Raw genomic sequence first — 17,374 nt, 5'->3', positions numbered from 1 at the left:
TCCCTCGGGATTGCGGATCGCCGCGTGACGATGGTTCCAAACGCGCTGCTTTGGAACGCCTCTTTGTCGCGGAGGTTCCTAATTCGAGGCACGCAGACACCCCTAAAATGCATTACGCGCTCACGAGTGGAGGACGATGAGAGACACCAAACCCGAGGTCGCCGAAATTCGCAACGCGGTCCATCTCTGCATCTTCGCTCCGGGCGGGCTCTGGGAGACGCCCTGGATGGAGCGCGTTCTACCTACCATCGTCGACATCGTCTCGCGGCATCAGTCGTGGACGATCTTCACGCGTTTCATCACACCGCGACATCCGGAAGAACGTCCAGGACAGTGGCAAAATTACCTCCACCACTGGCACCAAGCGACCCGCAATCATCTTGCGCCGTCGGCGCTCGAGTTTGTGCCGGCCCTTGCGCGTTACGTGCCTCCGTTGCGCATCGTCGACAAGCCCGCCTACTCTGCGTTCAACAATCCTGGCCTCGCAATTTTTCTGATTGAGCTTGGCGGGGAACGGTGGTCATCTCAGGCGCAGAAACAGCAGAAACAGACGTTTGCGTCTTGTCGACGGTGCTGAGCGCCGTCGATCTAGGCTTCAGGGTGGTGATCGTCGAGGATGCCTTGTGCAGTTCGTCGGATGTCGGGCACGACGCCCTGATGACGATGTACCGCACGCGCTTCCACGGCCAGATGGATCTGGTAACATCCGAAGAGCTGGCCGAGTATTGGCACGAATAGCTATACTACCGGCTGCTTGTCTTTTCGCAGCTTCTCGATCACCGCGCGATCGATGTTGAGATGCGCGGCGACGAGTTCGGGCGGAGTCAGTGCCATCCATTGCGTGAGCGATACATCGACGAAACGTGGCGCCTTGAACAGCTCGAGGAACCGAAGGGGTTCATTGCCGGTGTTTTCGATGAAGTGGCTCATCGACATCGGGACGTAGCCGACATCGCCGGCCCGGTAGTCGAATGTCCTTGCCCTCGCCTCGGCCGCGAAAACCGTCATTCGCGCCTGCCCAGAGATGTAATATTGCCATTCATCGGCATTCGGATGCCAGTGCAGCTCGCGCATGTGACCGGGATTGACCTCGACCAGCGCCGCAGCCACGTCGCTTGAAATCGGGAAGTTGCGCATATCGGCAATCCGGACATTGCCGCCCGCCGATTGGGTTGGCGGCTGCTGGGTCAGCCGGAACACCATGTCGAGCGGAACTGCGCCAAGCGGATCTTGAATCTCGTCCGACGGCAACGCTGGCGGCGGCTCTGCCTGAAAGATGAAGCGCTCTTCCTTGGGGATATGGTCGAGGGTTTCCCGCTCAACGCCCAGTGTTTTCGCCAGCACGCCGGGATCGTTGTGAGCAAACAAATCGGTGATCGCAAACGTGCTGTCCTCGGAAAACTCGCCGTCCGGAAACGCCAGCAGGAATTCACAACCTTCGTCCGGTAATCCTTGTATCGAATGGGGGATGCCGGAAGGGAAGTACCAGAGGTCGCCGGCACCTACGTCGGAAATGAAATTGTGGCCGTCGTTGTCGACGGCGGTGATGCGTGCCCTGCCGGCCAGCATGAACGACCATTCGGCCTGCTTGTGCCAGTGCATCTCGCGGACGCCACCGGGCGTCAGGCGCATGTTGACACCAGCCATGGTGGTGGAAATCGCCAGCTCTCGCTGCGTGACCTCGCGCGACCAGCCGCCCTCGCGGATTTTCATATGTGCGTCGGCAAACGAGAACCGCAGGTTCGGCATCGAGCCGTGGTCGGTGGAAGGCGGCCGCAGGATGTTGGGGTTCTGGCCTTCACGCTGCGCGTTGCGGGGACCAATAATGGTTGCGCCGTTGTTGCCGATCATAGGCTCGCCGCCTTGAGCTGAGGCCGCCGCAGTCGCGCCAAATGCGGCTGCGGCGGCCAGCAAGGAGCGTCGATTAGGGATATGCATCAATTGCTCCGTTTAAGCACAGGTCAGCACGACCTTGCCGGCCGTATGGCCGCGCTCGACGCTCGCAAGCGCTTCGGCTGCCTGCTCGAGTAGGAAGGTTGCCTGAATGTGGGGCTTCAGCTTGCCTGCATTGGCCAGCCTTCCGATCTCAGCCAGCTCTTCGCCGTCGGGCTCGACAGTGTAACGCATCGCCGTGACGCCGAGCGCCTTCGCGCGGTCTTGCGACGGCTCCGTCAGTGTCGAGATCAGACGTCCTCCCTTCTTCAGCAGTTCCCACGAGCGCTCACGGGTTTCGCCGTCGATCAGGTCGAACACCATGTCGATGTCCTTGGCGACCTCTTCAAAACGCTGGGTTTTGTAATCGATCACTAGGTCTGCCCCGAGCGATCGGGCGAAATCGACGTGCTCGGTCGACACTGTGGTCAGCACGCGGCAACCCATGGCCTTGGCCAGCTGAATCGCGAAATGGCCGACTCCTCCGGAGCCGCCGTGGATCAGGACCGTCTCACCCGCCTTGAGCTTGCCGCGCCGGAACAGGCCTTGATACGCCGTCTGCCCTGCGAGCGGGATGGCTGCCGCCTGGACATGATCGAGCCCCACCGGCATGTCCGCAACCGCGCGTTCGTCCAGGACAGCCCGCTCGGCGTAACCGCCACCGAAGACGGGAACCATGCCGAAGACGGCGTCGCCCGGTCGGAAGCGGGTCGCCTGGGCGCCGCATGTCTCCACAATGCCGGAGACGTCACGGCCAGGCGTGTAGGGAAGGCGATCGCCCTTTACGGATGGATATTTGCCCGACCTGATCTTGAAGTCGACCGGATTGACGCTCGCCGCACGTACGCGGACCAAAATCTGGCGTGCATCGGGACCCGATTGCTCAAGCCTTTCGACGCGCAGCACGTCTTTGGCGCCGAACTGGTGAAACCGGACTTTCATGATCTGTGTCATGCCGGCTGACGTCTGAGCACAGCTTCCGTTCCTATCTGATCGATTAAAGCGTCAGTCTCGCCAAATGGCACTCCAGAGCAGGAACTGGCGACGAAAACCTCTGTTACCGGACTGATTTGTCGAGGAGATACCATGAAGGAACTGGACGTTCGCAGAGGGATGCCGCCCGTCAAAATAGCGCGTGAAGAGTTCGAGCGCCGCTACAGGAGCCAGTTCGCGGATCCCGCTTTCGTCCCCCTCCAGCGCGAACTCGATGCTGTTGTCAGTGCTGCGTGGGATGCCTACAGCAATTCGCGCAAATCGCCGGTGACACGGAAGGCGGGCGCGGGGTTTGCCGACCCCGACTACGAACTCTCGGTTGACTGGCTGGCGGCACGCGCCGCCATTCTTGAGGCTCAGCGGCGGCACGACGATGCCCGGGAAAATCCGCGCATCCTCATCATCAACGGCTCGGCCCGCAGCGAGCACACTTGTCCCGGCGAGATGTCGAAAACCTGGCGTATGGTCAAGCTCGCCGAGCCCGTCTTCTCTGAGATGGGCTTTGCCGTCGACATCCTCGATCTCTCGCGGCTCACCGCCGAGTTCGGCAAGAACATCCATCCCTGCAAATCCTGCGTTTCCACCGCCATGCCGCTCTGTCACTGGCCATGCAGCTGCTATCCGAACTACTCACTGGGCCAGACCAGCGACTGGATGAACGAGATCTATCCGCTCTGGGTCGCGGCCCATGGCATCCTGATCGCGACGCCGGTCAACTGGTATCACGTGCCGGGCGGTCTGAAGGCGATGATGGATCGGCTGGTCTGCGCCGACGGCGGCAATCCCGATCCGACGTCAACGCACGGCAAGAAGGCTGTTGAAGCCAAGGCGCTGGAGCTCAAGGGCTGGCCTTATCCGCGACATCTCGCCGGCCGCCACTTCGGTCTCATCGTTCATGGCGACAGTGTCGGAGCCGAGGGCGTACGCCGAACCCTGTCAGACTGGTTGACCGACATGCACCTCATCTCGGCCGGCCGTTTCGGTGAGATGGATGGCTATGTCGGCTACATGGAGCAATATGCGACCTCCCACCAAGCGCTGGACGAAGATCGCGCGTTTCAGCGGGAAGTGCTGAATGCGGCCATAGCACTGGGCCGTGCCGTACACCTCGCCCGCAGCGCGCGGTTTGAGGATCCCGGGGCTGAACTCTCGGATCCGGCTCCGAAATGATCGAGGATCTCGGTGGGTGACCAAGACGGCGGAAGGATCGTCCAAAACCATCGTCTATGCCGCACTGGTCGGCAATCTCCTCGTCGCCATCACGAAGATCGGAGCTGCTATCTGGACCGGAAGCTCTGCGATGATGAGCGAAGCTGTGCACTCCGTGGTCGACACCACCAATGAAGTGCTGCTGCTCTACGGCTACCATCGCGCCAGCCGTCCGCCTGATGAATCCCATCCGCTCGGCTATGGGCGCGAGCTGTATTTCTGGAGCTTCATCGTCGCTCTATTGATCTTCGCGCTCGGGGCGGGCGCCTCGGTCTATCAGGGCGTCCTCCATGTCACTGCTCCCGAACCGATCGAGGATCCCGTCGTCAGCTTTGTCGTGCTCGGGTTGTCCTTTGTGTTCGAAGGCATCTCCTGGTTCTTCGCCTGGCGGCGGTTCCGGTCGGAGACTTCGCGCCTCGGATGGTACGAGGCCTTCGTCCGCAGCAAGGACCCGCCCGCCTTCATGGTGCTGCTCGAGGATAGCGCGGCGCTGGTCGGCATCGTCATTGCAACTGCGGCGACCGCTGCAGCTGCGTTTCTCGCCCAGCCGGTCTGGGACGGCGTCGGTTCGATCCTGATCGGCATGCTGCTGGGGATCACGTCCATCGGGCTTGCCAGGGAGAGCAAGAGCCTGCTGATCGGCGAGCCCGCTCATTCCGATCTGTCACGATCTATCCTCGACATCGCGCGACATTCGCCGGGCGTACTCCGGGCCAACGGGCTGTTGACGGCGCAGCTGTCTCCGGCCGAGGTGGTCGCGGCGCTGAGCGTCGAATTTGCCGACGATAAGCGCGCCGACGACATCGAGCAGTGCGTCATCGCCATCGAGACCGAGATCCGCAGGCAGCATCCAAGCGTTGCGGCTCTGTTCATCAAGCCGCAAACCAATGCGCGATTTCACGCCGTTCGCGCAAGGCGTTGGGGTACGGGGGACTGAAACACCTTCGCGCCCGGCCAGGAACCAAGGGCGCAGCGTCGTTTTAGTTGAAGGAGAGGGGGCGGCAACCAAAGGCCAATGGGAGTGATACGAGATGGCGCATACCGAAGAGATGACCCGCTGCATCGATCTCTGCATGAGTTGCTACCGGACGTGCCTCGCCATGGATTTGAACCATTGCCTCGAGACGGGCGGAAAGCATGTCGAACCCAAGCACTTCCGCCTGATGATGGCCTGCGCCGAAATGTGCCGGACTTCAGCGCATTTCATGCTAATCAACACACCCCACCACAAACATACCTGCGGTGAATGCGCCGAAATCTGCGCCGAATGCGCGCAGGACTGCGAGCGGATCGGTGGCATGGACGAATGCGTCGCCATGTGCCGGTCATGCGCGGAGTCCTGCCGCGCCATGGCCGCCTGAAGGAGCAACGCATGCTGGAAGAGAAACTCAAGGAAGCCATCCTCGGCGAGTTCAAGCGTCAAGCGGCGAACCGGCCAGAAGCACTGAAAGTCGAAGGCTCCACGGAGGAGCTCATTGTCAAAGGAAAGATCGATCTAGCCGACCTTGTGATGGTGATCGCCGGTTCGGTTGCCGGCGGGCCATAGCTAAAGGAGCGCCTTCAGCTTCAGCGCATCGACCGGTGCGGCGCTCTTCTGGTCGTTGTCGAAATAGACATAGACATCGCAGCCTTGCCGTTTCCAGGATTTGATGCGCTGGCCCCATTGGGTAAGCGTCGACCTAGGGTAGTGGCCGTAATAGCGCCCGCTCGGGCCGTGCCCGCGCACATAGACAAAATCGGCCGTCCGCTTCCACGGAGCCGGTGCATCGTGATGGTCCGATAGGCAGAGTGAGATATTTTCGTCCGCCAGCATTCGCAGGATTCGGGGTTGATACCAGCTCGGATGACGAAATTCGAAACTGTAGCGGCGCTTCTTCGACAGCAGCTTAAAGAAGGATGCAAGCCTCTCCTCATTCGACTCGAATTGCGGCGGCAGCTGAAACAGGATGGGACCCACCTTGCCGCGCAGAAGCGAGATGCGGTCCTCCAGTAGCTCAAGGCTGTTTTCACTGGTGTTAGACAGACGCTTCCAATGCGTGATGAATTTAGACGCTTTCCAGGCGAAGACAAAATCGCCGCCGGTTTGCTCTTGCCATGCCTTCACAGCTTCTGCCGTCGGCGTGCGGTAGAACACGCCGTTGAGCTCCGTGGTCTCGAATTGGCTGGCGTAGTAGCGAAGCTGCTCTTTCAAAGGCAAGCCTTTCGGGAAGAAGGGGCCGCGCCAAGAGTCGTAGTGCCAACCGGAAGTTCCAATCAGGACGCGCGCCATATTCCGGCATTTCTCCGTGAGACTTGAAAACGCGGAGCCAGAGGACGCGATCCTGGCAAGCACGCTGGTCTGCACAATATTTGCCTGTGAACCGGTCGACGGGCGTTCCGGATTAGGAACCCCTGGGTAAGGCGGCAGTTTTCGGCCGCTCCGGGAACATGCGGAGGAACATCTTACAAAACGAGCTGTTCTCGTTGCTTGCGTCTACAACCGGGGAGCCACCCCTTATGGCCCAGACCGTCTCCGACTTCATCGTCCAACGTCTGCATCAGTGGGGCATACGTCACATTTTTGGTTACCCCGGCGACGGCATTAACGGCGTCTTTGGTGCGATGAATCGGGCGGAGGGCAAGATCAATTTTGTGCAGGCCCGCCACGAAGAGATGGCGGCGTTCATGGCGAGCGCTTATGCGAAATTTTCCGGCGAGCTTGGCGTCTGTATCGCGACATCGGGGCCTGGCGCTTCGCATCTCATCACCGGGCTCTACGATGCGCTGCTCGATCACCAGCCGGTGCTGGCGATCGTCGGCCAGCAGGCGCGAAACGCGCTGGGCGGGAGCTATCAGCAGGAAGTCGATCTCGTCTCGATGTTCAAGGATGTCGCCGGCGCCTATGTCGCGCAGGCCTCCTCACCTGCTCAGGTGCGGCACCTGATCGATCGCGCCGTGCGCATCGCGCTGGCACGCCGGGCCCCCACGGCCATCATCCTGCCCAACGACCTCCAGGAAGAGCCTTATGAAGGCCCGCCTCGTGCGCACGGTACCCTGCATTCAGGTATCGGCTACAGCGCCCCGCGCGTGATACCGCGCGAGGCCGAGCTTGATCGCGCCGCGGAGGTGCTCAACGCCGGCAAGAAAGTCGCGATGCTCATCGGCGCCGGCGCGCTACAGGCCACCGACGAAGTGATTGCTGTCGCCGACCGCCTGTCCGCCGGCTGCGCCAAGGCGCTGCTCGGCAAGGCGGCACTGCCGGACGATTTGCCATGGGTGACAGGCTCGATCGGCCTGCTCGGCACCGAGCCGAGCTACAACATGATGATGGAGTGCGACACGCTGCTGATGATCGGCTCCGCGTTTCCCTATGCGGAATTCCTCCCGAAGGAAGGCGCCGCGCGCGGCGTCCAGATCGATATCGACGCGAGCATGAATTCGATTCGCTTCCCCATGGAGGTCAGCCTTGTCGGCGACGCCGCCGAGACATTGCAGAGCCTGTTGCCGCGGCTCACGCCCAAAAGCGACGGCACCTGGCGCAAGGGCATCGAGGACGACGTCGCCAAATGGTGGACAACGCTGGACGACCGTGCGCATCAACCTGCCGCGCCGATCAATCCGCAACTCGTCGCCTGGGAACTGTCGCCGCGCCTGCCCGAGCGCGCCATCATCACCAGCGATTCCGGCTCATGCGCCAACTGGTTTGCGCGCGACCTCAAGATCCGGCGTGGCATGACGGCCTCGCTTTCCGGCGGCCTCGCCTCAATGGGCGCAGCCGTTCCCTACGCGCTCGCCGCGAAATACGCCCATCCGGACCGGCCGGTCATCGCGCTGGTCGGCGACGGCGCCATGCAGATGAACAACATGGCGGAGCTGATCACCGCCGCGAAATACTGGCGATCCTGGCGCGATCCGCGTTTCATCGTCTGCGTCTTCAACAATGAGGATCTCAACCAAGTGACCTGGGAGCAGCGCATTATCAATGGCGACCCCAAATTCGAGGCCTCCCAGCGCATCCCGGACGTGCCCTACGCGCGCTTTGCCGAGATGATCGGCCTCACCGGCATCTTCGTCGACAGCCCGCAGCTGCTCGGTTCAGCCTGGGAGCAGGCGCTGGTAAGCGAGCAGCCCGTCGTGTTGGAGGTGAAGACCGATCCCGAAGTACCGCCGCTGCCGCCGCACATCACCTTGCAGCAGGCGAAGAATTTCTCCCTTGCCCTGATGAAGGGCGACCCCAACGAGACCGGGGTAATCAAGGGTGCAGCACGGCAGGTGCTCGACAAGATCCTGCCCGGAAAGGAGTAAGCCATGAGCGATTTCCGTGACATCCAGCATGGCGTCAACGATCCCGTCGACGGCGTCGATGTGAAACGCCAGATCAACACCAACCAGACGCCGCACGAGCGGGCGCAGCACCATGCCGATGTGCGTGCAGAGGCGTCGGCCTCGCCGTCCGAGCCGTTTCTGCCGGAACGGTTGCGGCGGAAGCCGACCGATCCGATCAACCCCCGCACCGGCCGTCACCCGACGGATTAGGAACCTCGGTCCCTGGGCCGTGTTGATGGGCGCAAAGTCCCGCGCGGCAGCGGCCGTGCGGCCAATCAGAGGGACTGGACCCATGAAACGTACCGTCATCGCCGTTGCCTGCGTGCTTCTTGCAGGGCCTGCGCTCGCCCAGTCGGTTGGCGAGAAGACCGGCGTCAATTCCGTGCTCGGCGTCGCGCCCGCCACCGCCGATTTCGTCAAGGAAGTGGCGATCAGCGACATGTTCGAGATCGAATCGAGCAAGCTCGCCGAGCAGAAGGGCAACGCGCAGGAGAAATCCTTTGCCCAGCAAATGGTGACCGATCACACCAAGACCAGCAGCGAGCTCAAGGCCCTCGTCGGCGACGGCAAGGTGCAGGCGACGCTGCCGACCGCGCTCGACAGTTCGCACCAGAGCAAGCTCGACAAGCTCAAGAATGCTTCGGGCAAGGATTTCAGCTCGGACTACGATTCCTACCAGGTCAGCGCACACAAGGACGCCGTCTCACTGTTCGATCGCTACGCCAAGGGCGGCGACAATCCCGCGCTGAAGGCCTGGGCCGACAAGACGCTCCCGGCGCTCCGCCACCATCTCGACATGGCACAGGAGCTTGGCAAGGCGCCGAGCGTCGGGCAGGCGAAGTAAGGCTTTGCGGAGGACGCCGGCCCTGCCGGCGTCCTCCGTTAGCAACATTGCGGCTCTCCGCGGATTGAGATTACAAAATCGCGGAGACCTCCATGGCACAAGATAAAGCTTCAGTATCCCGCCGGCACATCGTTCAGGCGGCAAGTGCCACGCTTGCCACGGCGTCGCTGGCAACCTCGACAGCGAAAGGAAACGCCATGGCCGAGCAGGACCTGATCAACCCCGTCACCCGCTATCCGAAGCCGCCGTTCAAGAAGCAGTCGCAGCCTTGGCCGGGCCTCGCCGGCAAGATGGAGCCGCGGCCCGATCATGGCGAGAGCAGCTACAAGGGCTCGGGCCGTCTTGCTGGCCGTAAGGCGCTGATCACCGGCGGCGATTCCGGCATGGGCCGCGCAGCCGCAATTGCATATGCGCGCGAGGGCGCCGACGTTGCCATCAACTATCTACCGGCGGAGGAGCCTGATGCACAGGAGGTGCTTGCGCTGATCAAGAAGGAAGGCCGCACCGGCCTCGCGATCCCCGGCGACCTCAAGGATGAGACCTTCTGCAAGAAGCTGGTCGACCAGGTCGTGCAGGGCCTCGGCGGTCTCGACACCATCGTCAACAATGCAGCCCGACAGCAGACGCGCGCCTCCATTCTCGACGTCTCGTCAGAGGATTTCGACGCGACCATGAAGACCAACATCTACGCGCCTTTCTGGATCATCAAGGCCGCGCTGCCCCATCTCAGGCCCGGCTCCTGTATCATCGGCACAACATCCGAACAGGCTTACGATCCTTCTCCAGATCTCTACGACTATGCGCAGACCAAAGCGGCGACGATGAACTACGTGAAGTCGCTGGCGAAGCAGCTTGCCTCCAAAGGCATTCGCGTCAACGGAGTCGCGCCGGGGCCAATCTGGACACCGCTCCAAGTGTCGGGCGGCGCTACGATGGAGAAGCTGGAAAAATTCGGTGGCATGACCCCATTGGGCCGCCCCGGCCAACCCGCTGAGCTAGCCTCCATCTACGTGCAGCTTGCCGCCGCCGATGCGAGTTACGCGACCGGCCAAGTCTATGGCTCCGCGGGTGGATCAGGACAGCCGTAATGCCACGGCCTCAACCGATGGCGCTTCTAACCATCAAGCCAACGCAAGTCGATATCGAGATCGCGAGTAAGGTCGCGGATCATACCGATGTGACGATCGCCGTATCTTTGAACTTGCTGCAGGCATGGAAGACGGGTGGCGCCGCAGTCGACGAATTCGCCTTGGAGCTCACGCCATCGTTCGCTGATGACGTTTGTTCGCCCGATACCAGCAAAAATGCCAGCAAATCGGACGGCCGCGGCTGATTTTTACGTAGGTTTTCAACGTGTCGCGAAAATTATTGCGTAAAAACCGGAATCGAACCAGCGAATTAAGTTATTGATATTATTACAAATTTTTCCGTGGTGCCCCTGGCCGGAATCGAACCAGCACTCCTTGCGGAACTCGATTTTGAGTCGAGCGCGTCTACCAGTTCCGCCACAGGGGCCCTCGGTCGGCCCCAGGAGGGGTCGTCGCGAAGCCGGCGGACTATAGCCATGGACAAAGCGGGGTCAACCCGCGCCAAAGTGATCCCGGGCGTTCTCGACAGCCGCCTGGGCCGGGGTTAGAGCCTTAAACTACGCCCCATCCGGAGAGGCCGCCGTGACGACCCAGAGCGCAATACCTGCGTTTCGCCCAGCCGCCAGTGGGCCTGCGCTGACGGCTTCGCTGGCCGTGACCCTGATCGCGGCGGCGACCATCGCAGGCGCCTGGTTCTTCCAGCTCGTCCTGGAGGTCCTGCCTTGTCCGCTCTGCCTCGAGCAGCGCTATGCCTATTATTTCGCGATCCCGCTCGGTGTGCTTACCGCGTTTGCGGCACGAAGCGGCGCGCCACGGCCGCTGCTGCTGGCCGGGCTCGCGCTTCTCGCGCTGGCGGCGCTCGCCAATGCCGGCCTCGGCACCTATCATTCCGGCGTCGAATGGGGGCTCTGGAAGGGGCCGACCGATTGCACCGGTCCGGTCGTCAATCTCGGCAGTGCCGGCGATCTCCTGTCGCGGCTCGACACCGTCAAGGTCGTGCGCTGCGACGAGGTGCAGTGGCGCTTCCTCGGCCTCTCGCTCGCCGGCTACAATGTGCTGATCTCGCTGCTGATGGCTGCGATCGCCGCCTGGGGTTTTGTTCGGACGGCAAACCGGCGGTGAGCATGATCCGGAAAAGTGTGCATCGGTTTTCCGATTAGATCATGCTCAAAATAACAACCTAGATCGCGCTCGCGGCCTCGTGCTGGAAACCGAGATAGCTGGCAGCCACTTGTTCGTTCGCCGCGACATCGCTGGCCTTGCCGCTCAACACGAATTCGCCGAGCTCCATCACATAAGCCTGGTCGGCGATCTTCAGCGCCGCCTGGGCGTTCTGCTCGACCAGCAGCACGGAGACGCCGCTGGCGCGGAGCTCCGTGACGATGCGGAAAATGTCGGCGACGATGATCGGGGCCAAGCCCAGGCTCGGCTCGTCCAGCATCAGCAGTTTGGGTTCGCCCATCAGCGCGCGGCCCATCGCGAGCATCTGTTGCTCGCCGCCGGAGAGCGTGCCGGCAAGCTGCTTGCGCCGTTCCTTCAGCCGCGGAAACAGGGTGTAGATCCGTTCCATCGAGGCTTTCGCCCTGCTTCTCTCGATGCGAAAAGCACCCAATTCGAGATTGTCCTCGACATTCATGGTCACGAACAATTCGCGGTGCTCCGGCACGAGGCCGAGCCCCATCGCGACGCGGTCCTCGATGTCGTGCTGCGCCAGGTCCTGGCCGGCAAAGGTGACGCGGCCCTTGAGCGGCAGGATGCCCATGATCGCCGACAGCAGCGTGGTCTTGCCGGCGCCGTTGGCGCCGACGATGGTGACGATCTGGTTCTCGCCGACTTCGAGAGCGACCGAGCGCACGGCTTCGACCTTGCCATAGGCGACATGCGCATCGGTGACGGACAACAGCGCGCTCATGCCGCCACTCCGAGATAGGCCTTGATCACTTCGGGATTGGTCTTGATCGTGGCGGGCGTGCCTTCCGCGATCTTGGTGCCGAAATCCAGCACCACGATGCGATCGGCGAGGTTCATCACAAAGCCCATGTCGTGTTCGACCAGCAGCACGCTCATGCCGCCGTCGCGCAGATCGCGCAGCAATTTCGCAAGCTGCTGCTTCTCCATGTGGCGCAGGCCCGCGGCCGGCTCGTCGAGCAGCAGCAGCATCGGATCGACGCACAGGGCGCGCGCGATCTCGACGATGCGCTGCTGGCCGAGCGAGAGCGATCCTGCGAGCTGATGCATCTGATCGGCGAGGCCGACGCGCTCGATCTGACGGGCGGCTTCTGCGAGCAGCCTGGCTTCGTCGGCGCGGTCGAGGCGCAGCATCGAGGCGAGCGGCCCTGATTGGCCGCGCAGATGTGCGCCGATTGCGACATTCTCCAGCACGGTCATGTCGGGCACGAGCTTGACGTGCTGGAAGGTGCGGGAGATGCCGAGCTTGACGATTTCCTGCGGCGGCGCGCGATCGACCTTCTTGCCGAGCACCGAGATCGAGCCCGAGGTCGCCGACAACACGCCGGTGATCAGGTTGAAGGTGGTGCTCTTGCCGGCGCCGTTCGGTCCGATCAAGGCGACGATCTCGCGAGCCTGGACGTCGAAGGAGACGTTATTGACCGCGACCACGCCGCCGAATTGTTTGCGCGCCTTCTCGACCTGGAGCAGGGTGTTTGACTGGCCGGGCGAGCGGGGACGGGCCTCGAGCTTCAGCGATGTGTCCGGCTTCCTGCCGCCCGACCATTCGGGCAGCAACGACATCAGCCAGGGCCAGACGCCGCCCGGTGCGAGCTGGAGCAGCGCCACCAGCATGATGCCGAACACGATGGTTTCGACCTGGCCGGAGCCGGGCAGGATCAGCGGCAGGTAGCTCTGCAGCACCTCTTTCAGGATCACGACGATCGCCGCGCCGAGCACGCCGCCCCAGACATAGCCGGCGCCGCCGACCACCGCGATGAAGAGATATTCGATGCCGGCCTGCGCCCCGAACGGCGTCGGGTTCACCGCGCGCTGGAGATGGGCGTAGAGCCAGCCGGAGAGGCCGGCGAGCACGGCGGCGTGGATGAACACCAGAAGCTTTGCGCGCGGCGTGTGCACGCCGAAGGCCTCTGCTGCCACATGGCCGCGCCGCAGCGCGCGGATGGCGCGGCCGGTGCGGGAATCCAGCAGGTTCATCGTGAGCAGCGCCGAGATGAGGACGGCGACCCAGATCGCATAATAGATCGAGCCGGGCGATAGCATCTTGAACGTGCCGATCGACAGCGGCGGGATCGCCGAGATGCCGTCGTTGCGACCGAGGAAGCCGAGCTTGCTGAAGAGGTAGAACAGGCCGAGCCCCCAGGCCAGCGTGCCGAGCGGCAGGTAGTGGCCGGAGAGACGGACCGTGACCAGGCCGAGCAGCACGGCGAGCAATCCGCTGACCACGAGTGACAGCGGCAGGGTCAGCCAGGGCGACAGGCCGTAAGCCGTCGTCAGCAGCGCCGTCGTGTAGGCACCGAAGCCGACGAAGGCTGCTTGTCCAAAAGAGGTCAGGCCGCCGACGCCGGTGAGCAGCACGAGGCCCATCGCGACGAGGGCGGAAAGACCGATATTGTCGAGCAGCACGATCCAGAATGGCGGCATGCCCGGGACGAACGGGATCGCTGCCATGACAGCTGCGAAGACAATGATGGGAAGCCGGCTCTGCATCTTGGCGTCAGTCCTTCTCTTCCTCGACGGCAGGTGCTGCGAGCGACCGCAGCAGCAGCACGGGGATCAGGAGCATGAACACGATCACCTCCTTGTAGTTGGAGGCATAGAAGGACGAGAACGCCTCGACGATGCCGACGAAGAGGGCCGCAACCGCTGTGAGGGGGTAGCTGACGAGGCCGCCAATGATCGCGGCGACAAAGCCCTTCAGGCCGATCAGGAAGCCCGAGTCATAGTAGAGCGTCGTGATCGGCACGATCATGATGCCCGACAGCGCGCCGATGACGGAGGCCAGCAGGAAGGCGATCTGGCCCGACAGCGAGGTGCGGATGCCGGCCAGCCGTGCGCCGAGCCGGTTGACGGCGGTGGCCCGCAGCGCCTTGCCGTAAAGCGTCAGGCCGAAGAACAGCCAGAGCCCGACGATGAAGGCGATGGTGATGCCGTAGACCGTGAGGCTCTGGCCTGTGAAGCGCAGCGAGCCCGCGGTGAAGGCGCCGGAGAGCACCGCCGGTCCGCGCTGACCCTCGGCGCCGAAGAACAGCAGGCCCAGTCCCTGAAGCGCCAGATGCACGCCGACCGAGGCGATCAGCAGCACCAGCACCGAGGTGTGCGCCAGCGGCTGGAACGCGATGCGGTAGAGATAGAGGCCGATCATCGCGACAATCGCCAGCGACAGCACGATGCAGACCGCGACCGGTGGCTTCTGGCCGGCGAAGTACAGCGTGACCGCCAGCACGATGGCCGGCAGCACGATATTGGCTAGGACGCTGCGCAGGATCAGTCGGCCATGCAGCGCCTTGCGGGCCACGAACAGGTCGAAGGCGCAGGCGCCGATGCCCATGGCGAGCGCCAGCTTGGCCGTGCCCGGCATCTGGCCCGAGGCCAGCGAGGCATAGGTCAGCGCGCCATAGGTGACGAATTCGCCCTGGGGGATGAGGATGACGCGGGTGACGGCGAAGACCAGCACCAGCGCCAGGCCGAGCAGCGCATAGATCGCGCCATTGGTAATGCCGTCCTGCAGCAGGAACAGCATGATGGTGGTGTTCAAGACCGGACGCTCCCCCTCAACGATCCGGACCGGTCTCCGCGGTTGCGGTGGATGGTCCGCTGACAGCCATTGAAATACGCTGGCGATATTTGATATGATCCATAACAATTATCAAATATAACATCAAGGTGGGCGGACGACCCGTCCGAATTTAGCGGGATTACGAGCACGAGGCGATGACCGTTTCCAGAACCGCTGAAAAGTCTTCTGAAAAGCCGTCCGACGCGACCAAGAGCCGCAAGGATGCTGCCGGGGGGCAAAGCCAAGGTCCAGCCGAAGCCCTCCAGCTCGGCGAGCTCTCGGAACAGCTGGGCTATGTGCTGAAGCGGGCGCAGCTCAAGGTGTTCGAGAACTTCTTGCGCTGCATGGCCTCGCTCCAGTTGACGCCGGCGCAGTTCTCGGTGCTCCTGCTGGTGGAGAAGAACCCCGGCCGTAACCAGACCGAGATCGCCTCCACCCTCGGTATCCTCAGGCCGAATTTCGTCGCCATGCTCGACAATCTCGAGAGCCGCGACCTCTGCGCCCGGATCCGCTCCACCAACGATCGCCGCTCGCATATCCTGGTTTTGACCGACAAGGGCAAGGCCGTGCTGACGCGCGCCAAGAAGCTCGTCGCCACCAAGCACGAGTCGCGGCTCAACGATCTCCTGGGGCAAGCCAATCGCGAAGCCCTGCTCGAAATGCTCTCGAAGATCGCCAACGAGTTTTGAGCCTCCGCCGTCATCGTCCGCCTTGTGCGCAATTGCGCACTGGAGCGGGCGATCCAGTACTCCGAGGCCGCAGTGGGTGACGGAGAGGCCGCGGCGTACTGGATTCCCCGCTTTCGCGGGGAATGACACCGTCATTGGGGCAGTCGCCTCAATCCACCAGTATCACGCGAATGTCGTTGACGTTCGTCAGGGTCGGCCCTGGCATCAGCAGATCGCCGGTCGCCTCGAAGAACGTCGTCGCGTCGTTGTTGTCCAGATATGCCTGCGGCGCGAGCCCCTGCGTCTTCATCTTCGCGAACGTCGCCGCGTCGATCAGCGCGCCGGCGGGGTCGGTGGGATGGCCGGCGCCGCCGTCGGCGCCGTCGGTGTCACCGGCGAGTGCCGAGATGCCGGTGGTGTCCTTGAGCAGGTCGGCGAGCGCCAGCGCGTATTCCTGGTTCGGGCCGCCACGGCCATTGCCGCGCACGGTGACCGTGAGCTCGCCACCGGACAGGATCGCGACGCGCTTGCCTCGTGCGCGGGCCTGCAGCGCGAGCCTGGCGTGATCGGCGGCGACCTCGCGGGCCTCGCCTTCGAGATCGGCGCCGAGATCGATGGTCTCGTAGCCGGCGTCTTTCGCGAGCTTCACCGCGGCGTCGAGCGATTGCTTCGGACGCGCGATCAATTCGAAATGCGCGCGCGCAAAGGCGGCATCGCCCGGCTTGCAGCTTTCGTTGGCGGGATCGTCAAGCGCGCGGCGCACGGCATCGTCGATGGCGAGCTTGTACTTCGCCACGATCGCGCGCGCATCGGCCAGCGTGGTGGGATCGGGCACGGTCGGACCCGAGGCGATCGCGGACGGGTCGTCATGCGGTACGTCGGAGATCGCGAGCGTCACGATCACGGCGGCGTTCTTGCCGGCGCGCGCGAGACGCCCGCCCTTGATGCGCGATAGATGCTTGCGCACGACGTTCATCTCGCCGATCGGCGCACCCGAGCGCAGCAGTGCCTTGTTGACCGCCTGCTTCTGCGCAAAACTGATCCCATCCACCGGCGCGATCCAATTCGCCGAGCCGCCGCCGGTGAGCAACACCAGCAGCAGATCGTCGGGACCAGCCTCGCTCGCGAGCGCGAGCGTGTCGGCCGCGCCCTTGAGGCCAGCTTCATCGGGCACGGGATGGCCGGCCTCGACGACGCGGATGCGGCGCGTCGGCACGCCATAGCCGTGGCGCGTGGTGGCGATGCCGAGAAGCCGCTGCGGTGCGAGCGCGAGCGTGTCGAGATAATGCCGCTCCGCAGCCGCAGCCATCGCGGCGGCGCCCTTGCCGGCGGCGAGGCAGATCACGCGGCCCTTGGGTGCAGGGCGCAGATGCGGCGCCAGAATCGCGTTCGGATGGGCGGCGGCGACGGCGGCGTCGTAGAGCGCGCGGAGCAGGGGGCGTCGGTCGGTCATGACGATGGCCTTCAGCAAACTCTGGGGCAGACTAAAGCGAGCGCGAGGACGTCGCCATGCCCCTTGCCTACCGCATCGGGCGCGAAAGGGTAAGCAGGCTTTACCATCATTCGATTGTGCAATCGCGTGATCATA

Annotated in this window: 18 protein-coding genes, 1 tRNA gene and 1 pseudogene; 12 read left to right on the top strand and 8 right to left on the bottom strand. The window is 63.2% G+C overall.

From position 1 onward, the window contains the following. Nucleotides 1-136: 136 nt before the first annotated feature. Nucleotides 137-738 (top strand): annotated as a pseudogene (locus ABIA96_RS17825) (cysteine hydrolase family protein). On the opposite strand, the gene ABIA96_RS17820 reads toward ABIA96_RS17825, so the two are convergent. Further along, nucleotides 739-1,938 (bottom strand): oxalate decarboxylase family bicupin, encoded by a 1,200-nt coding sequence (locus tag ABIA96_RS17820; protein ID WP_354138618.1) that lies wholly within the window; start codon nt 1,936-1,938, stop codon nt 739-741. Nucleotides 1,939-1,950: 12 nt separating this feature from the next. Next, entirely contained in the window at nt 1,951-2,874 is a 924-nt protein-coding gene (locus tag ABIA96_RS17815) for an NADP-dependent oxidoreductase (protein WP_354138350.1), read from the bottom strand. A gap of 144 nt (nt 2,875-3,018) precedes the next feature. On the opposite strand from ABIA96_RS17815, the gene ABIA96_RS17810 reads away from it, so the two are divergent. The 4 genes from ABIA96_RS17810 (at nt 3,019) to ABIA96_RS17795 (ending at nt 5,680) form a co-directional block, all read left to right on the top strand. Then, nucleotides 3,019-4,095, top strand: a complete 1,077-nt coding sequence (locus ABIA96_RS17810; RefSeq protein ID WP_354138349.1) for a flavodoxin family protein — start codon at nt 3,019-3,021, stop codon at nt 4,093-4,095. Between the two features lie 16 nt (nt 4,096-4,111). Beyond that, nucleotides 4,112-5,071 (top strand): cation diffusion facilitator family transporter, encoded by a 960-nt coding sequence (locus tag ABIA96_RS17805; RefSeq protein WP_354138348.1) that lies wholly within the window; start codon nt 4,112-4,114, stop codon nt 5,069-5,071. 94 nt (nt 5,072-5,165) lie between these two features. Beyond that, nucleotides 5,166-5,495: a four-helix bundle copper-binding protein gene (locus ABIA96_RS17800; RefSeq protein ID WP_354138347.1), complete on the top strand. Its 330-nt coding sequence runs from the start codon at nt 5,166-5,168 to the stop codon at nt 5,493-5,495. 11 nt (nt 5,496-5,506) lie between these two features. Further along, nucleotides 5,507-5,680: a hypothetical protein gene (locus ABIA96_RS17795; protein ID WP_354138346.1), complete on the top strand. Its 174-nt coding sequence runs from the start codon at nt 5,507-5,509 to the stop codon at nt 5,678-5,680. On the opposite strand, the gene ABIA96_RS17790 is transcribed toward ABIA96_RS17795, so the two are convergent. Continuing rightward, nucleotides 5,681-6,403: a DUF72 domain-containing protein gene (locus ABIA96_RS17790; RefSeq protein ID WP_354138345.1), complete on the bottom strand. Its 723-nt coding sequence runs from the start codon at nt 6,401-6,403 to the stop codon at nt 5,681-5,683. It lies immediately after the preceding gene. Between the two features lie 227 nt (nt 6,404-6,630). Between ABIA96_RS17790 and ABIA96_RS17785 the strand changes: the two genes are divergently transcribed. The 5 genes from ABIA96_RS17785 (at nt 6,631) to ABIA96_RS17765 (ending at nt 10,616) form a co-directional block, all read left to right on the top strand. After that, a complete protein-coding gene (locus ABIA96_RS17785; RefSeq protein ID WP_354138344.1) occupies nt 6,631-8,418 on the top strand; it encodes a thiamine pyrophosphate-requiring protein in 1,788 nt (595 codons plus the stop codon). 3 nt (nt 8,419-8,421) lie between these two features. Then, a complete protein-coding gene (locus ABIA96_RS17780; protein ID WP_354138343.1) occupies nt 8,422-8,649 on the top strand; it encodes a hypothetical protein in 228 nt (75 codons plus the stop codon). Between the two features lie 82 nt (nt 8,650-8,731). Next, nucleotides 8,732-9,283 carry a DUF4142 domain-containing protein gene (locus ABIA96_RS17775; RefSeq protein ID WP_354138342.1) on the top strand — a complete coding sequence of 184 codons (552 nt, stop codon included), beginning with the start codon at nt 8,732-8,734 and terminating at the stop codon, nt 9,281-9,283. Nucleotides 9,284-9,480: 197 nt separating this feature from the next. Continuing rightward, the gene (locus ABIA96_RS17770) at nt 9,481-10,371 is read left to right on the top strand and encodes an SDR family oxidoreductase (protein ID WP_502918831.1); all 891 of its coding nucleotides are present in this window, start codon (nt 9,481-9,483) and stop codon (nt 10,369-10,371) included. 17 nt (nt 10,372-10,388) lie between these two features. Then, nucleotides 10,389-10,616 (top strand): hypothetical protein, encoded by a 228-nt coding sequence (locus ABIA96_RS17765; RefSeq protein WP_354138340.1) that lies wholly within the window; start codon nt 10,389-10,391, stop codon nt 10,614-10,616. A 97-nt stretch (nt 10,617-10,713) separates the two neighbouring features. Here ABIA96_RS17765 and ABIA96_RS17760 read toward each other — a convergent pair. Continuing rightward, nucleotides 10,714-10,798: transfer RNA gene (locus tag ABIA96_RS17760), tRNA-Leu, on the bottom strand. 155 nt (nt 10,799-10,953) lie between these two features. On the opposite strand from ABIA96_RS17760, the gene ABIA96_RS17755 reads away from it, so the two are divergent. After that, nucleotides 10,954-11,493 carry a disulfide bond formation protein B gene (locus tag ABIA96_RS17755; protein ID WP_354138339.1) on the top strand — a complete coding sequence of 180 codons (540 nt, stop codon included), beginning with the start codon at nt 10,954-10,956 and terminating at the stop codon, nt 11,491-11,493. A gap of 58 nt (nt 11,494-11,551) precedes the next feature. Here ABIA96_RS17755 and ABIA96_RS17750 read toward each other — a convergent pair whose 3' ends face one another. Genes ABIA96_RS17750 through ABIA96_RS17740 form a run of 3 tightly spaced genes read right to left on the bottom strand, consistent with a single transcriptional unit; the run spans nt 11,552 to nt 15,097 of the window. Then, a complete protein-coding gene (locus ABIA96_RS17750) occupies nt 11,552-12,283 on the bottom strand; it encodes an ABC transporter ATP-binding protein (RefSeq protein WP_354138338.1) in 732 nt (243 codons plus the stop codon). Then, on the bottom strand, nt 12,280-14,049 hold the full coding sequence (locus ABIA96_RS17745; RefSeq protein WP_354138337.1) for a branched-chain amino acid ABC transporter ATP-binding protein/permease: 1,770 nt from the start codon (nt 14,047-14,049) through the stop codon (nt 12,280-12,282). Before ABIA96_RS17745 ends, ABIA96_RS17750 begins: the two co-directional genes overlap by 4 nt. 7 nt (nt 14,050-14,056) lie before the next feature. Continuing rightward, nucleotides 14,057-15,097 (bottom strand): branched-chain amino acid ABC transporter permease, encoded by a 1,041-nt coding sequence (locus ABIA96_RS17740; RefSeq protein WP_354138336.1) that lies wholly within the window; start codon nt 15,095-15,097, stop codon nt 14,057-14,059. Nucleotides 15,098-15,273: 176 nt separating this feature from the next. Between ABIA96_RS17740 and ABIA96_RS17735 the strand changes: the two genes are divergently transcribed. Beyond that, entirely contained in the window at nt 15,274-15,807 is a 534-nt protein-coding gene (locus ABIA96_RS17735; protein ID WP_354138335.1) for a MarR family winged helix-turn-helix transcriptional regulator, read from the top strand. A 148-nt stretch (nt 15,808-15,955) separates the two neighbouring features. Here ABIA96_RS17735 and ABIA96_RS17730 read toward each other — a convergent pair whose 3' ends face one another. Beyond that, the gene (locus ABIA96_RS17730) at nt 15,956-17,239 is read right to left on the bottom strand and encodes a glycerate kinase type-2 family protein (RefSeq protein ID WP_354138334.1); all 1,284 of its coding nucleotides are present in this window, start codon (nt 17,237-17,239) and stop codon (nt 15,956-15,958) included. Between the last annotated feature and the right edge of the window lie 135 nt (nt 17,240-17,374).

Source organism: Bradyrhizobium sp. LB11.1, from assembly GCF_040549385.1.
In the GTDB taxonomy this organism is placed as follows: Bacteria; Pseudomonadota; Alphaproteobacteria; order Rhizobiales; family Xanthobacteraceae; genus Bradyrhizobium.
The sequence above is the reverse complement of the archived record's forward strand: the minus strand, read 5'-3'. Positions and strand labels throughout refer to the sequence as shown.

What these genes read in the sequence shown, in the direction of transcription:
- ABIA96_RS17820 (WP_354138618.1), bottom strand. Translation starts at nt 1,938, where the DNA reads ATGCATATCCCTAATCGACGCTCCTTGCTGGCCGCCGCAGCCGCATTT.
- ABIA96_RS17815 (WP_354138350.1), bottom strand. Translation starts at nt 2,874, where the DNA reads ATGAAAGTCCGGTTTCACCAGTTCGGCGCCAAAGACGTGCTGCGCGTC.
- ABIA96_RS17810 (WP_354138349.1), top strand. Translation starts at nt 3,019, where the DNA reads ATGAAGGAACTGGACGTTCGCAGAGGGATGCCGCCCGTCAAAATAGCG.
- ABIA96_RS17800 (WP_354138347.1), top strand. Translation starts at nt 5,166, where the DNA reads ATGGCGCATACCGAAGAGATGACCCGCTGCATCGATCTCTGCATGAGT.
- ABIA96_RS17795 (WP_354138346.1), top strand. Translation starts at nt 5,507, where the DNA reads ATGCTGGAAGAGAAACTCAAGGAAGCCATCCTCGGCGAGTTCAAGCGT.
- ABIA96_RS17790 (WP_354138345.1), bottom strand. Translation starts at nt 6,403, where the DNA reads ATGGCGCGCGTCCTGATTGGAACTTCCGGTTGGCACTACGACTCTTGG.
- ABIA96_RS17785 (WP_354138344.1), top strand. Translation starts at nt 6,631, where the DNA reads ATGGCCCAGACCGTCTCCGACTTCATCGTCCAACGTCTGCATCAGTGG.
- ABIA96_RS17780 (WP_354138343.1), top strand. Translation starts at nt 8,422, where the DNA reads ATGAGCGATTTCCGTGACATCCAGCATGGCGTCAACGATCCCGTCGAC.
- ABIA96_RS17775 (WP_354138342.1), top strand. Translation starts at nt 8,732, where the DNA reads ATGAAACGTACCGTCATCGCCGTTGCCTGCGTGCTTCTTGCAGGGCCT.
- ABIA96_RS17770 (WP_502918831.1), top strand. Translation starts at nt 9,481, where the DNA reads ATGGCCGAGCAGGACCTGATCAACCCCGTCACCCGCTATCCGAAGCCG.
- ABIA96_RS17765 (WP_354138340.1), top strand. Translation starts at nt 10,389, where the DNA reads ATGGCGCTTCTAACCATCAAGCCAACGCAAGTCGATATCGAGATCGCG.
- ABIA96_RS17750 (WP_354138338.1), bottom strand. Translation starts at nt 12,283, where the DNA reads ATGAGCGCGCTGTTGTCCGTCACCGATGCGCATGTCGCCTATGGCAAG.
- ABIA96_RS17745 (WP_354138337.1), bottom strand. Translation starts at nt 14,049, where the DNA reads ATGCAGAGCCGGCTTCCCATCATTGTCTTCGCAGCTGTCATGGCAGCG.
- ABIA96_RS17735 (WP_354138335.1), top strand. Translation starts at nt 15,274, where the DNA reads ATGACCGTTTCCAGAACCGCTGAAAAGTCTTCTGAAAAGCCGTCCGAC.
- ABIA96_RS17730 (WP_354138334.1), bottom strand. Translation starts at nt 17,239, where the DNA reads ATGACCGACCGACGCCCCCTGCTCCGCGCGCTCTACGACGCCGCCGTC.